This window comes from Streptomyces sp. NPDC005151, from assembly GCF_053599875.1.
This window is the reverse complement of the sequence record NZ_JBSFYR010000017.1, coordinates 64275-79051: the sequence shown is the minus strand read 5'-3', so window position 1 is coordinate 79051 and position 14777 is coordinate 64275. Positions and strand designations below refer to the sequence as shown.

Here is a 14777-nt window from a genome sequence, read left to right as displayed (position 1 = left end):
GGACCGATCCCATGCACGTACTCGTCCTCGGTGGCACCACGGAGGCCCGCCGTCTCGCCGAGCACCTGGCCGGGACGCTCCCGGCCGGGGCCCGGGTCACCAGTTCGCTGGCCGGCCGGGTGGCCAGTCCGAAGCTGCCTCCCGGCGAGGTGCGGGTGGGCGGGTTCGGCGGAGCCGACGGGCTCGCCGCGTGGCTGCGTACGCACCGGGTCGACGCGCTCATCGATGCCACCCATCCTTTCGCCGGGACGATCAGCTTCCATGCGGCGTCGGCCGCCGCCGCCGCCCATGTTCCCCTGCTCGCTCTGCGCCGCCCCGGCTGGGTGCCCACGGACGGCGACCGCTGGCAGCCGGTCGGCTCCCTGGCCGAGGCGGCGCAGGCGCTGCCCGGGCTCGGGCAGCGGGTCTTCCTGACCACGGGCCGGATGGGGCTCGCCGCCTTCGCCGGTCTCGACTCGCAGTGGTTCCTGATGCGGTCGGTGGACGCCCCCGACGGACCGCACCCGGCGCGGATGGAGGTCCTGCTGGACCGGGGGCCGTTCACCCTCGACGGGGAGCGCGAACTGATCCGCCGTCACCGCATCGATGTCCTCGTCACCAAGGACAGCGGGGGTGACGCCACCGCCCCGAAACTGACCGCGGCCCGGGAGGCCGGTGTTCCGGTGGTGGTGGTCCGCCGGCCGCCGGTCCCGGACGGCGTCCCCGTGGTCCCCACGCCGGAACTCGCCGTGGACTGGCTGTCCGGCCTGCTCGGCTGAGAGCCTGTCGGGTGACCTTCGATCGGAAAGCGGACGCGGTCTGGTGCGTGCGATTCCAAGGCGCCGAAAGGCCCTCGGATGGGGTCTCCCCTGCTCGAACGAAGCTGAGAGCTTGGGGAAGGAGCTACTAGGGCGTTTCGGCAACGCGGGAAGCGTGCGTGCCGGGGCGTGGCCGCCCGATCAGAGGTCACCCGACAGGCTCTGAGGCCGGGCCTCAGGCCTCCGGGTAGCGCCGCGGCGTCCACACGATCTGCTGACCGTCCCCCCGCCGCACCGACCGCGTCTGCGAGGAACCGACCAGCAGGATCGTCCGCATGTCGACCTCGGCCGGTTCCAGCTCCGCCAGGGTGACGATGCGTACGCTCTCCGAGGGCCCGCCCACATCCCGGCCCACCACCACCGGCGTATCCGGCGAACGGTGCTCCAGCAGCAGGTCACGGGCCTTGCCGACCTGCTCGGTGCGGGTGCGCGAACCCGGGTTGTACAGCGCCAGCACCAGGTCCGCCGCCGCGGCCGCGCGCAGCCGGGTGGCGATCACCTCCCACGGCTTGAGCCGGTCGGAGAGCGAGATCGTGGCGTAGTCGTGGCCGAGCGGCGCGCCCGCGCGGGCGGCGGCGGCGTTGGCCGCGGTCACCCCGGGCAGCACCCGCACGGGCACCTGCGCGTACGCGTCCTGCGAGGCGACCTCCAGCACGGCGGTCGCCATGGCGAAGATCCCCGGGTCGCCGCCCGAGACCACGGCCACGCGGCGTCCGCGCCGGGCCAGGTCGAGGGCGAACTCGGCACGCTCCGACTCCACCTTGTTGTCGGAGCCGTGGCGCGCCTGTCCCGGGCGGACCGGGACGCGGTCCAGGTACGTGGTGTAGCCGACGAGATCGTCGGCGGCGGCCAGCGCCCCGCGGGACTCCGGGGTCAGCCACAGCGGACCGGCGGGACCGGTCCCGACGACCACGACCTCACCCACGCGCTCCGCGTCCTCGGCCGCCTCCGGCCGGGGCGCGTCGATCCGGCTGGGCAGCACCGCAACAGCGAAGTACGGAACGGATTCCGGGTCGGTGTCCGCGAGATCGCCGGTGCGCTCCCCGGCCATGGTGGCGCGCTCCACGTAGTGCGCCTCGGCCAGCCGCCCGGAGGCCTCGAAGGCGCGCCGCACGGCGGGGAACGTGCGCCCGAGCTTCATCACCACGGCGGCGTCGGTGGCGGCCAGGCGGGCCGTCAGCTCCTCCTCCGGCAGCGTGCCGGGCAGGATCGTCAGCACCTCCTCGCCCTCGGCGAGCGGGGTGCCGAGCCGGGCGGCGGCGGCGCTGACCGACGTGACCCCGGGGATCACTTCGGTGGGATACCGGTCGGCGAGCCGCTTGTGCATGTGCATGTACGAGCCGTAGAACATCGGGTCGCCCTCGGCGAGCACCGCCACCGTCCGCCCGGCGTCCAGGTGCACCGCCAGCCGGTCCGCGGCCTCGCCGTAGAACTCCTCCATCGCACCCCGGTAACCGCCCGGATGGTCGGTCGTCTCCGTCGTGACCGGATAGACCAGCTTCTCCTCGATGTGGTCCGCGCGGATGTGCTCGGCGGCGATGGAGCGCGCGATGGACCGTCCGTGACGGGCGCTGTGATAGGCGATGACATCGGCCTCGGCGATGGTCTGCACGGCGCGTACGGTCATCAGTGCCGGATCGCCGGGACCGAGCCCTACCCCGTACAGCCGGCCCGTGTTCTGCTCGCTCACTCTTACTCTTCCTCGCTGGCGATCGCGTTGAGCGCGGCCGCGGCTATGGCGCTGCCGCCGCGACGGCCCCGTACGACCAGGTGTTCCAGACCGGACGGATGGTCGGCCAGGGCGTCCTTGGACTCGGCGGCTCCGACGAAGCCGACGGGCACACCGATGACGGCGGCCGGGCGCGGAGCGCCTTCCTCGATCATCTCAAGCAGCCGGAACAGGGCGGTCGGTGCGTTGCCCACGGCCACCACCGCCCCCTCCATGCGGTCCCGCCACAGCTCCATCGCGGCGGCGCTGCGGGTCGTGCCGAGCTTCCTGGCGAGATCGGGGACCGTGGGGTCCGACAGGGTGCAGATGACCTCGTTGCCGGCGGGCAGCCGCTTGCGGGTGACCCCGCTGGCGACCATGGCCACGTCGCACAGGATCGGCGCACCGGAGCGCAGCGCCGCGCGGGCACCGGCCACGACCCCCGGGGTGAAGTCGATGTCGCGTACGAGGTCGACCATGCCGCAGGCGTGGATCATGCGGACCGCGACCTGGCTGACGTCGGCGGGCAGCCCCGCGAGATCCGCCTCGGCGCGGATGGTGGCGAAGGACTGGCGGTAGATCGCCGGTCCGTCCTTCTCGTACTGGAACACGGTGGTTTCGCTCTCTCCGGTCGGTGGTCGGGCTGCAGCGCCCTCGGGTCGGTGGTTCAGGTACGGGTGCGGCGGGCGGCGTTCACCGCGGCGGCCAGGTCGGACGGGCTGCCGTGGACCGTCACGGGAGCGCCCCGTTCGCCGCCACGGACCTGGGCCACCTGGTGCCCGCCGGGAACGGCGACGACGTCGGCCCAGGCGCCCTTGGGGTGACCGCAGCGGCGTTCGCAGCCGGACCAGTGGACGGGGAGCTGCCCGGCAACGCGCTCTCCGGCGGTCCGTACGAAGGCCTCCGCGTCGCCCCGCACATCTGCCAGGGACTTCGCACAGCCGGGCCGGCCGATGCACGCACCGACCCCCGTCCACGCGGAACCGGGCCCGACGATCAGTCCGGCCGCGCCCCATTCGCGCAGCCGCGCCGCCGCGCCGCCGGGCGTCACGCCCGTCACGACGACGCTCCGCCACGGGGTCAGCCGCAGCTCGCGGCCCACGCGGGACAGGCTCGTCCACTGCGCACCGGTGAGCCGCCCGAGCGGCGCCCCCACACAGGCCGCGTTGCCGACGACGCCGTACGCGGGCTCCTGCGCCGCCGTCGCCGGCGGTACGCGCTCCGCAGCACCGGCCACCCGCAGCGCCGCCCTCACCGGCTCCAGCAACTCTTCGGCAACGAAAGGCAGTTCGCTCACCCGCCAGGCGCCCGTCTCCTGCGCCGCCTCCAGAAACGTCTCGGCGGCGATGAGCGCCGCGCGCGGCGCATCGTCCCCGGAGACCCTCAGCACTGCCTCCGCAGCCCCGATCCGCAGGAGCGCGCTCCCGTCGCTCTGCCCCAGCAACGTCACATCCGCACCCAGGGCATCGACGTCACCACGGCCGTCGTCCAGCGCGAAGAGAAAGCGGCCGGACAGCCCGGCCGCTTTGTCACTTCCGCACAACAGCGCGTCCAGCGCGGTCAGCCACGGCCGGACATCCCGGTGGCCCCGGCCGTCGAGCCCGGAGAGCGGGGAGGCCACGACATTGCGTATCCGCTCATGGCTCCGGGACGGCAGCAGCCCCGCCCCGCCCAGGAGTTCGGCGAGCCGTCCGCCGCACTCCCGGCCGAGGCCGCGCAACTGGACATTGCCCCGCGAAGTGAGATGCAGCTCACCGTCGCCCAACTCCCGCGCGGCACCGTGGAGCGCGTCCGCCTGTCGGGCAGTCAGCACGCCACCGGGGATCCGGACCCGCGCCAGCGCCCCGTCGTCCGCCCGGTGGAGCCGCAGCGACCCCGGGCAGGCATCGCCACGGTCACGGGAGACGGGCTCCCCCGGGGCCGATGGCGGGGTGTCGGAAGTGGACATGGCGGCGAGCATACCGACCATCATTCTGAGCTGTATGAATCCCATCGGTCTAAGGCCCTTACTATGCCTAGCAGCGGGCCACCCGGCCCGGCATCGCCTAAGAGCCTGTCGGGTGACCTCTGATCGGGCGGCCACGCCCTGGCACGCACGCTTCCCGCGTTGCCGAAATGCCCTAGTAGCTCCGCTACGAGGGCCTTCCGGCGCCTTGGAATCGCACGCACCAGACCGCGTCCGCTTTCCGATCGAAGGTCACCCGACAGGCTCTAAGACGGCGATAGGGGAGGAAGCCCGGTGCGAGTCCGGCGCGGTCCCGCCACTGTGAGTCCGGCCTGAGCGGCCGGGCGAGTCAGGAACTCCCTTCCCCGAGCTCTCGACCCCGCTCGAGCAGGGGAGACCTCATTCCGACACCGCCCGGGGCGTGGACACCCCGAGGAAGGCCCGACGCCGCATGATCCTGCTCCTGTCGACGTCCGACACCGACCTGCTCAGCGCCCGCGCCGCGGACGGTCCGGTGACCTACCGCTACGCCAACCCCTCGCGCCTGCCGCTCGACGAACTCCCCGCTCTTCTCGACGGCACCGACCTCGTCGTCGTACGCCTCCTCGGTGGTGTCCGCGCCTGGCAGGAAGGGCTCGACCAGGTCCTCGCCACCGGCAGGCCGGTCGTCGTCCTCACCGGCGAACAGGCCCCCGACGCCCAGCTGATGGCTGCCTCCACCGTCCCGATCGGCATCGCCGCCGAGGCCCACGCCTACCTGGCGCACGGCGGCCCGGCCAACCTGGACCAGCTGGCCCGGTTCCTCTCCGACACCGTGCTGCTGACCGGCCACGGCTTCGAACCCCCGGCGCCCGCACCGTCCTGGGGGCCCCTGGAGCGCACTGCGCGCGCCACCGACGGCCCGACCATCGCGGTGCTCTACTACCGCGCCCACCACATGAGCGGGAACACGGCGTTCGTCGACACGCTCTGCCGGGCGGTCGAGGACGCGGGCGCCCGCGCCCTCCCCTTGTACGTCGCCTCGCTGCGTACCCCGGAACCCGCACTCATCGACGAACTGCGCGCAGCCGACGCCATCGTCACCACCGTCCTCGCCGCGGGCGGCACCCGGCCCGCCGAGGCATCGGCGGGCGGCGACGACGAGTCCTGGGACGCCGGTGCGCTCACCGGACTCGACGTACCGATCCTGCAGGCTCTCTGCCTGACCAGCTCGCGCAGCGACTGGGAGGACAACGACGAGGGCGTCTCCCCGCTCGACGCGGCCAGCCAGATCGCGGTCCCCGAGTTCGACGGCCGGCTGATCACCGTCCCGTTCTCCTTCAAGGAGATCGATGAGGACGGGCTGCCCGCGTACGTCGCCGACACCGAACGCGCCGCACGCGTCGCCGGAATCGCCGTACGCCACGCACGGCTGCGCCACATCCCGGCCGGGGACAAGCGCCTGGCACTCGTCCTCTCCGCCTACCCGACCAAGCACTCCCGTATCGGCAACGCCGTCGGCCTCGACACCCCCGCCAGCGCCGTCGCCCTGCTGCGGCGGCTGCGCGCCGAGGGCTACGACTTCGGCCCCGAGGACGAACTCCCCGGCCTGGTCTCCGGCGACGGCGACGAGCTGATCTACGCCCTGATCGAGGCCGGTGGCCACGACCAGGAGTGGCTGACCGAGGAGCAGCTGGCCCGCAACCCGGTCCGGATCCCGGCCGCCGACTACCGGCGCTGGTACGCCACGCTCCCGGACGAACTCCGCGACGCCGTCGAGCGGCACTGGGGTCCGCCGCCCGGCGAGATGTTCGTGGACCGCTCCCGCAACCCGGAGGGCGACATCGTGCTCGCCGCCCTGCGCCGCGGGAACCTCCTCATTCTCATCCAGCCGCCGCGCGGCTTCGGCGAGAACCCGATCGCGATCTACCACGACCCCGATCTGCCGCCCTCGCACCACTACTTGGCCGCGTACCGCTGGATCGCGGCGGCGCAGGACGACGGCGGTTTCGGGGCCGACGCGATGATCCACCTCGGCAAGCACGGCAACCTGGAGTGGCTGCCCGGCAAGAACGCGGGCCTGTCCGCCGCCTGCGGCCCGGACGCCGCACTGGGCGATCTCCCGCTCGTCTACCCGTTCCTGGTGAACGACCCGGGCGAGGGCACGCAGGCCAAGCGCCGCGTCCACGCCACCCTGATCGACCATCTCGTGCCGCCGATGGCCCGCGCGGACAGCTACGGCGATATCGCGCGCCTGGAGCAACTCCTCGACGAACACGCCCAGATCGCCGCGATGGACCCGGCGAAACTGCCCGCGATCCGCGCCCAGATCTGGACCCTGATCCAGGCCGCCAAGCTCGACCACGACCTGGGGCTCGACGACCGCCCGGACGACGAGGGTTTCGACGAGTTCATCATGCATCTCGACGGCTGGCTCTGCGAGATCAAGGACGCCCAGATCCGAGACGGCCTGCACGTCCTGGGCGGCGCCCCGGCCGGTGCGGACCGGGTCAATCTGGTCCTGGCGATCCTGCGCGCCCGCCAGATCTGGGGCGGTACGGCGTCGCTGCCCGGCCTGCGCGAGGCACTCGGGCTGGACGAGTCCGCTGCCACCCGCACCACCGCCGACGAGGCCGAGGAGCAGGCACGCGCCCTGGTCCAGGCGATGGAGGACGCGGACTGGGACCCGGCGGCGGTCGCGACCGTAACGGCATCGCATCCCCGACCGGTCGCGGACATCCTCGACTTCGCCGCCCGCGAGGTGGTCCCCCGGCTGTCCGCCACCACCGCCGAACTCGACCACACCGTCCACGCCCTGAACGGCGGCTTCGTCCCGGCGGGCCCCTCCGGCTCCCCGCTGCGAGGCCTGGTCAACGTCCTGCCGACCGGCCGCAACTTCTACTCCGTCGACCCGAAGGCGGTCCCGTCCCGCCTCGCCTGGGAGACCGGCCAGGCCCTGGCCGACTCGCTCCTGGAGCGCTACCGCACCGACAACGGCGAGTGGCCCACCTCGGTCGGCCTCTCCCTGTGGGGCACCAGCGCGATGCGCACCTCCGGCGACGACGTCGCCGAGGCACTGGCGCTGCTCGGCATCCGCCCGGTCTGGGACGACGCCTCGCGCCGCGTCACCGGCCTGGAACCGATCGACCTCGCCGAGCTGGGCCGCCCGCGTATCGATGTGACGCTGCGCATCTCCGGCTTCTTCCGGGACGCGTTCCCGCACACCATCGGCCTGCTCGACGACGCGGTACGTCTCGCCGCGTCCCTCGACGAACCGGCCGAGCAGAACCACATCCGGGCGCACGCCCAGGCCGACCTCGCCGAACACGGCGACGAACGCCGGGCCACCACCCGCATCTTCGGCTCCCGCCCCGGTACGTACGGAGCGGGTCTCCTCCAGCTCATCGACAGCCGCGACTGGCGCACCGACGCCGACCTCGCCGAGGTCTACACCGTCTGGGGCGGTTACGCCTACGGCCGCGAACTCGACGGGCGCCCGGCCCGCGACGAGATGGAGACGGCGTACAAGCGCATCGCCGTGGCCGCCAAGAACACGGACACCCGCGAGCACGACATCGCGGACTCGGACGACTACTTCCAGTACCACGGCGGCATGGTGGCCACGGTCCGCGCCCTGCGCGGCACGGCCCCGGAGGCGTACATCGGCGACTCCACCCGCCCGGAGACGGTCCGCACCCGCACCCTCGTCGAGGAGACGTCCCGCGTCTTCCGCGCCCGCGTGGTCAACCCCAAGTGGATCGAGGCGATGCGCCGCCACGGCTACAAGGGCGCCTTCGAACTCGCCGCGACGGTCGACTACCTCTTCGGCTACGACGCGACGACGGGCGTGGTCGCCGACTGGATGTACGACAAGCTCACCGAGACGTACGTCCTGGACCCGACCAACCGCGAATTCCTGCAGCAGGCCAACCCCTGGGCCCTGCACGGCATCGCGGAACGCCTCCTGGAGGCCGAGTCCCGCGGCCTGTGGGCCAAGCCGGACCCTGCGGTACTGGAGGCGCTGCGCCAGGCGTTCCTGGAGACGGAAGGGGACCTGGAGGGCGAGGACTGAGGGCCGGCAGGCGTACGTGGGTGTGGCGTCCCGTTCCGCACGGGGCGCCACACCCACCCGGCGCCGCTCTCTCGTCGGCTTCCCCGGCGCCCGGTCCGACCGCACCGCCGCCGGTCATGCGTGAGCCGCCCGGCCGGCTATCCCCCCGACGGGCGGTCGGCCGACCGTCCGTGAGGGCACAGGCCGTACCGGACCCGCACCGGCCGAGAAGCAGGCAGCCGACCGACAGGTGCGTGCGCCGGACGCTCGTGGACCGCCGGGAAGAATCAGCAGGACGTCGGGCGTGATCACTCGGCCGGGTGGTCCCGGCCGGGTGACCGCCCGTCGCGCGTTCAGCGTCGGCGGAACTCGGGATCATGCGCAGGTGATCTTCGTGAACCGCCGCTCCGCGCGCCGCCCGCGTGGCCTCCTGGCCCCGATCGGTCTCGGCGCCCTCGCCGTCCTGTCCCTGCTTCCGGGCACGCTGCCCGCCGCCGCGCAGCCGGTGGCCGCCACTCGGAGCCCCGCCGCCGCGCCCCTGCCCCCGTCCACCCGCGGGGAGTTCCTGGCCTCCGCGCGGCTCGCCGCGATCCGGAACGATCCGGCCGCACTGAAGGCCTTCTTCACGGCACTGCCGAAAGGAGGGGACCTGCACAACCACCTGTCCGGCGCCGTCTCGACCGAGTACCTGATCTCACTCGCCGCGGACGACGGTCTGTGCATCGACGAGAAGACGCTGACCGCGGTGGTGCCGCCGTGCGGTCCGGGCCGGCGACCGGCGTCCGACGCCCTGACCGATGCCGCTTTCCGCCACGCGGTGCTACAGGCGTGGTCGATGCAGGACTTTCCGCCGGGGCAGTCGGGGCACGACCACTTCTTCGACACGTTCGGAAAGTTCGGCGAGGTCACCTGGCGCCACCGGGGCAAGCTGCTCGCCGAAGTGGCCAACACCGTCGCGAGGCAGAACCAGTTTTATCTGGAAACCATGGTGACCCCCGCGTCGGACGGCGCCAAGAAACTGGCCGCCGAGGTCGGCTGGGACCCGGACCTGGCAAAGCTGCACGGCAAGCTGCTGGCCGGCGGCAAACTCGACAAGCTGGTCGCCGAGGCGAGCCGGGAGACGGACGAGTCCGACGCGGAGTTCCGCACGGCAGCACAGTGCGGCACGCCCCGCGCGGAGGCCGGCTGTCGGCTGCCGGTGCGGTGGATCTCCCAGGTTTCGCGCGGCAGTTCGCCCGAGCGGGTCTTCACGCAGATGGCTCTGGGACTGCGCCTCGCCGAACGGGACAAGCGGTTCGTCGCCGTGAATCTGGTGCAGCCGGAGGACTGGGACAGCTCCTTGCAGAACTACAGCCTCCAGATGCGGATGCTCGACTACCTGCACCGTGTGTACCCCAAGGCGCACATCACCCTGCACGCGGGCGAGTTGTGGCCCGGCCTGGTCAAGCCCGAGGACCTGACCTTCCACATCGGCGAGGCCGTGAACGTCGCTCACGCCGAGCGCATCGGCCACGGTGTCGACCTGGTCCACGAGGACAACTGGCAGCAGCTCGCCCGCACCATGGCCGCCCGGCAGATCGCGGTCGAGGTCCCGTTCAGCAGCAACGCGCAGATCCTCGGGGTCAAGGGCGCCGACCACCCCTTCACCACCTACCGCGCCTACGGCGTGCCCGTCGTGCTGGCCACCGACGATCCCGGTGTCTCCCGGATCGACATCAGCCACGAGTACCAGTACGCCGCCACGACGTACGATCTCGGCTACCGCGACCTGAAGGATCTCGCGCGGGCCTCCCTGGAGTACGCCTTCCTGCCGGGCGCCGGCCTCTGGCAGGGCAACCCGACCCGGGACGGCTACCGTCTCGCCGGCCCCTGCCGCCACGACAACCCCGGTACGCACAACCCCCGGCAGCAGTGCCGACGCCTCCTGGACGCCAGCACCAAGGCGCGGGTCCAGTGGCGCCAGGAAGCCGCGTTCGCGGCCTTCGAACGGCGGATCGCTGCCACCACGGCTGGCTGACGGACACACACCCGCTCCGGACACCACGGGCGCTATCCGGCACATGCGTGCGCCGGATAGCGCCCGTGCACGTAGCGGGTACCCGTCAACGAGGGAGCGCCCCGCCCGACGACGGGCCAACGTCCTCTTCGCGATGCTCCGCGTCCGGGCAGGACAAAGGGTGCCCGAAGTCTGTCTGTGCGTACCGACCGGGGCACCCTTCGCAGCTGACTATACGCGTCGGACAACCCTGCTAAAAGGGTCGTGGATTGGGTGTTACGGAGGCCCGGAACCGAGCAGCGCAAAGGCTCCGTACACCCCCGACGCGAGCGCCGTCACGCCCACGACCGCCGCCGGAAGCGCCCTTCGGCGGGCGCCCGCCAGGGCCACCGCAGCCGGCAGCAGCAACGGAAATGCGGGCATCATCAGCCGGGGCCTGGAGCCGAAGTAGCCGGACCCGATCAACGAGATCACGACCACCATGACGCAGTAGACGATCACGGGCAACGGTTGGCGCGGCCGTTGCCGTACGCACAACCACACCACCCAGAAAAGAAAGGCGAAGGCGGCGCACAGTCCGAGCCCCGCGAAGACGTTGCGGCCGAACTGTTCCGCCACGAACACGGCCAGCGCCACGCCCCCGTCGATCCGATTGTTCCAATCTGCCTGGATATCGAAGTACGCGAACGGGTTCCCCTCCCGCACGGCCACGAAGACGATGTACGACAGCCAGCCCAGCGGGGCCAGACAGACACCCACCGCCATCCGCCAGTGCGTCCGGAGCGGTTCACCGCCGCGCCATGCGGTGACCAGCCGCCACATCGCCGTGACGCCGATCGCTGCGATCAGCGCGGCCGCGACCGGCCGGGTGAGCCCAGCGCCGGCACACAGCACACCCGCCGTGATCCACCTGTCGGTCAGAACGGCGTACAGCGCCCAGGCCGCCAGGCCCGTAAACAGCGTCTCGGTGTACGCCATGGACTGCACGAACGCCGTCGGGTACACCCCCCAAAGCACGGCCAGTAGTACGCCCGCCCGGCGCCCGTACATCCGCGCACCCACAGCGAAGATGCCACAGGCGGCGGCGAGCGAGGCGAGCCATGAGATCAACAGGCCCGCGCCGGCTACACCGAGGGGCGGGGACAGAACGGACAGGCCCCGCTCCAGCGCAGGCAGGAGCGGGAAGAAGGCCAGATCGGAGTGGAGGGTGCCGTCCGGGAGCCGGACCTCGTAGCCGTATCCGTGTTCGGCGATCCGCTGGTACCAGACCGAGTCCCAGCGGCCGGTCAGCCGGTGCATTCCGTCCTTGCCGGTGACGGAGGCGGTGATCACGAGGATCGCGAGGCCGGTGAGCCGTACGGCAATGTAGCCCAGCAGCGCGGGCGCGGCGTAGCGGAGCGAAATCGTCAGCGAACGGGACGCGGAACCTGGCCGCAGGGCGGTGGCCCGTGAGAGGGGGACGGCCTTGGTCTCGGGCATGCTGGAAAGTATCGCGTGTCGGTGATCACTGAGCAGTATCGGCCTCGGTTTCGCCGGAGTGACCCGGATCTTCAGGGATACGCGCGCACCGCGCCACCCATCAACCAGACCAGCGACGCGTAGCATGCCCCACCGCGCCACCCCGAAGGGCCCGCCAGGAGCTGGGCCTTGCTCACGCTCAGGCGTCCAGGACGGCGGCAGTACGGCGGATAACAAGTAGGCCGAATCACCCCCGCGCCGTCCCACGGCCGCGGTCACCGAGATGTGTCTTGACCTGCGCGGGACAGGACAGGACCATACGCTCTGCCTGCTTGATCACTTCAGGACGGCGTCCAACGATGGCCGTGGGGGGCATCACATGCACTGGTACGTAGACGTGCTCAAGAAGTACGCGGTGTTCAGCGGGCGCGCGCGTCGCACCGAATACTGGGTGTTCAATCTGTTCAACGTCGTGATCAGCATCGTGCTGTTCGTGGTCGGACGCGCAATCGACTTCACTCTGCTTCAGGTGCTCTACGCGCTAGCGATGCTCCTCCCCTCACTCGCCGTGGGCGTCCGCCGCCTGCATGATGACGGGCGCTCCGGCTTGTGGCTCCTGATTGGACTGATCCCGCTGGTCGGCGACATCGTCCTGCTCTTCTTCTTCTGCAGCGACAGCCAGCCCGCAAACAACAAGTACGGGTCGGTTCCGAAGTACATCGGCGCGCACATCTGACCTTCCGGCGGCACTGAGACCTCGGTACCAATGAAGTACCGGGGTCGTCGTCCCCGAACACGCGGCATAGCGGCACGGACGCCGAGGGCGCCGTCGGGATCACGCCCGTACGGCGCCCTTTTTGTGTGATCCCCACGTGCCGCACATCTGACCTGCGGCAATGGCCCAGGGAACGGATACCTAATCCGTAGGAATCGCAGCTGCCTGCCTGCGACGCGTCAACGAAGAGTGGCAGGAACAGGCGCAGCGCAGAGTCTCGATGGGGGTCTCCCATACGGGGGCGTCAATGCGTCGGATGGCAAGCGGCCCGGGACACATGCCGTGCTCACCGATAGTCGCTTACCTCGATCGTGCGGTCGATGTGCACGGCGTCCGCGAGGCCCCGGTCATGTGTGATCAGGAACAGCGTGCCGTTGAAGCTGTCCAGAGCTTGCTCAAGCTGTTCCACAGCTTCGATGTCCAGGTGATTGGTGGGCTCATCCAGAATCAGGCAGTTGACACCGCGGGCCTGAAGGAGCGCCAGGCCGGCACGGGTGCGCTCGCCGGGCGACAAGGACGACGCGGGGCGCAGTGCTCGGTCCTGTGCCAGGCGGAACTTGGCAAGGAGCGTGCGCGTCTCCGTGGTGTCGAGCTCTGCTGCCTCGCCGACAATCTCGACGGTGGAGCGGGAGGAGTCCAGAAGAGCCCGTGTCTGGTCGATCTCGCCGAGACGGGCCGCCGGGCTGATGTGCTGATCCCCGGCAGACAGCTTCAGCCGACCGAGCAGGGCACCGAGCAATGTTGTCTTGCCGCTCCCGTTTGCGCCGGTGATGCGCAGCCGCTCGCCGAAGCGGATGTCCAGATCGACCGGCCCCAGCCGGAAGTCCCCACGCTGGACGACGGCTTGCTGGAGGGACACAATCGTGCCCGACGACGCTCCTGTTTCGGCGATCGAGAACTGCAGACGCCATGCCTCGCGCACCTGAGGGGGAGCATCCGCGTCAAGCCGCTGGACGGCGCGGTCCGCTTTCGCCGCGGCCGCCCCGGTGTTCTGCGCCCCTGCGAGCCGGGAGGCCCTGCGGAACTTGTCACCGTCAGGCTGGCGCCTCGGGTTGACCGCCCGGGCCGCGCCTTGACGCGCCCACTCCCGCTGGGTGCGTGACGTGCTGGTGAGCTGCTGCCGTGTCTGTTCGTAGGCGACGTATGCGTCGACGGCGTGTTGGCGGGCGGCCGCGCGCTCGGTGACGAAGCTGTCCCAGCCTCCGCCGTACTCGGTGGTGCGGCGGGTGAAATCATCCAGTTCCACGATTCGGTTCACGGTGCCGGCGAGGAAGGCCCGGTCGTGACTGATCAGGACGATGCCGGCCGGGCTACGGCGCACGTGGTGCTCCAGGCGGGACAGGCCGTCTTGATCGAGGTCATTGGTGGGTTCGTCCAGGAGCAGGATGTCGGGCTGGGCCAGTAGCACCGCGGCCAGGGCCAGTCGTGCCCGCTGTCCGCCGGAGAGCTCCGAGGTGGCTTGGGTATTCAGGTCGAAACGCAGGTCTGCCGCGACAACCTGCGCGCGTTCGGGAAGATCGGCGCCGCCCAGGGCGAGCCATCGGTCCCACGCCTCCGCGTAGGCGTCATCGGCGCCGGGCAGCTGCTGCTCGAGGAGTTTCGTCGCCGCGTCCAGTGCGGCTTGGGCCTGTGCGACCCCGGTGCGGCGCGCCAGATAGTCACTCAGTGCCTCCCCATTGCGCATGTCGCGCTCCTGCGACAGACGGATGACGTTGGCCGTCGTGGGGGCGCGCGTGACCCTTCCGCTGTCGGCTTGGAGATCTCCGGCGGCGATACGCAGCAGCGTCGACTTCCCAGTGCCGTTCGGGGCGACGATTCCGACGCGGTCCCCGGCCCCGACGGACAGGTCCGCTCCGTTCAGGACGGTATCTCCCCCGTAGGCGTGGACTATGCCTGTGCAATGTAGTTGAGCCACGGACTGAGTCTCTCCTCACGTAGTGGCGGTCAAGGGGGCGCCCGGTTCGCGATCGTCGTCGTGCGGGGGGGTTGCTAGTTGGACGGTACCGGGGACGGCCAACACGACGTAGGTGGATGTGAGCAGGACGATGACGGCGAGGACGGCGAACGG

The 14777-nt window shown here is 71.2% G+C and carries 9 protein-coding genes and 1 riboswitch; of the genes, 4 read left to right on the top strand and 5 right to left on the bottom strand.

Translation table 11 applies throughout. From position 1 onward, the window contains the following. Positions 1-11: 11 nt before the first annotated feature. The gene (locus ACWD6R_RS12710) at positions 12-758 is read left to right on the top strand and encodes a cobalt-precorrin-6A reductase (protein WP_451818679.1); all 747 of its coding nucleotides are present in this window, start codon (positions 12-14) and stop codon (positions 756-758) included. A 214-nt stretch (positions 759-972) separates the two neighbouring features. On the opposite strand, the gene ACWD6R_RS12705 is transcribed toward ACWD6R_RS12710, so the two are convergent. From ACWD6R_RS12705 to cobG, 3 genes are read right to left on the bottom strand one after another with little or no spacing between them, the layout of a single operon-like run. After that, positions 973-2487: a precorrin-2 C(20)-methyltransferase gene (locus ACWD6R_RS12705; RefSeq protein ID WP_451818678.1), complete on the bottom strand. Its 1515-nt coding sequence runs from the start codon at positions 2485-2487 to the stop codon at positions 973-975. Between the two features lie 2 nt (positions 2488-2489). Further along, complete coding sequence (locus ACWD6R_RS12700) at positions 2490-3116, bottom strand: precorrin-8X methylmutase (RefSeq protein ID WP_037698515.1); 627 nt, start codon at positions 3114-3116, stop codon at positions 2490-2492. 56 nt (positions 3117-3172) lie between these two features. Continuing rightward, complete coding sequence (gene cobG / locus ACWD6R_RS12695; protein ID WP_451818704.1) at positions 3173-4465, bottom strand: precorrin-3B synthase; 1293 nt, start codon at positions 4463-4465, stop codon at positions 3173-3175. A gap of 217 nt (positions 4466-4682) precedes the next feature. Beyond that, a riboswitch (cobalamin riboswitch) is annotated at positions 4683-4828 on the top strand. Between the two features lie 73 nt (positions 4829-4901). On the opposite strand from cobG, the gene cobN reads away from it, so the two are divergent. After that, a complete protein-coding gene (cobN, locus tag ACWD6R_RS12690) occupies positions 4902-8501 on the top strand; it encodes a cobaltochelatase subunit CobN (protein ID WP_451818703.1) in 3600 nt (1199 codons plus the stop codon). Positions 8502-8865: 364 nt separating this feature from the next. Beyond that, positions 8866-10497, top strand: a complete 1632-nt coding sequence (locus tag ACWD6R_RS12685) for an adenosine deaminase family protein (RefSeq protein WP_451818677.1) — start codon at positions 8866-8868, stop codon at positions 10495-10497. A 255-nt stretch (positions 10498-10752) separates the two neighbouring features. Here ACWD6R_RS12685 and ACWD6R_RS12680 read toward each other — a convergent pair whose 3' ends face one another. Beyond that, positions 10753-11955 (bottom strand): hypothetical protein, encoded by a 1203-nt coding sequence (locus ACWD6R_RS12680; RefSeq protein WP_451818676.1) that lies wholly within the window; start codon positions 11953-11955, stop codon positions 10753-10755. Between the two features lie 358 nt (positions 11956-12313). On the opposite strand from ACWD6R_RS12680, the gene ACWD6R_RS12675 reads away from it, so the two are divergent. Next, positions 12314-12670, top strand: coding sequence for a DUF805 domain-containing protein (locus ACWD6R_RS12675; protein ID WP_451818675.1), 357 nt, complete (start codon positions 12314-12316; stop codon positions 12668-12670). A 325-nt stretch (positions 12671-12995) separates the two neighbouring features. On the opposite strand, the gene ACWD6R_RS12670 is transcribed toward ACWD6R_RS12675, so the two are convergent. Then, complete coding sequence (locus ACWD6R_RS12670) at positions 12996-14624, bottom strand: ABC-F family ATP-binding cassette domain-containing protein (protein WP_451818674.1); 1629 nt, start codon at positions 14622-14624, stop codon at positions 12996-12998. Between the last annotated feature and the right edge of the window lie 153 nt (positions 14625-14777).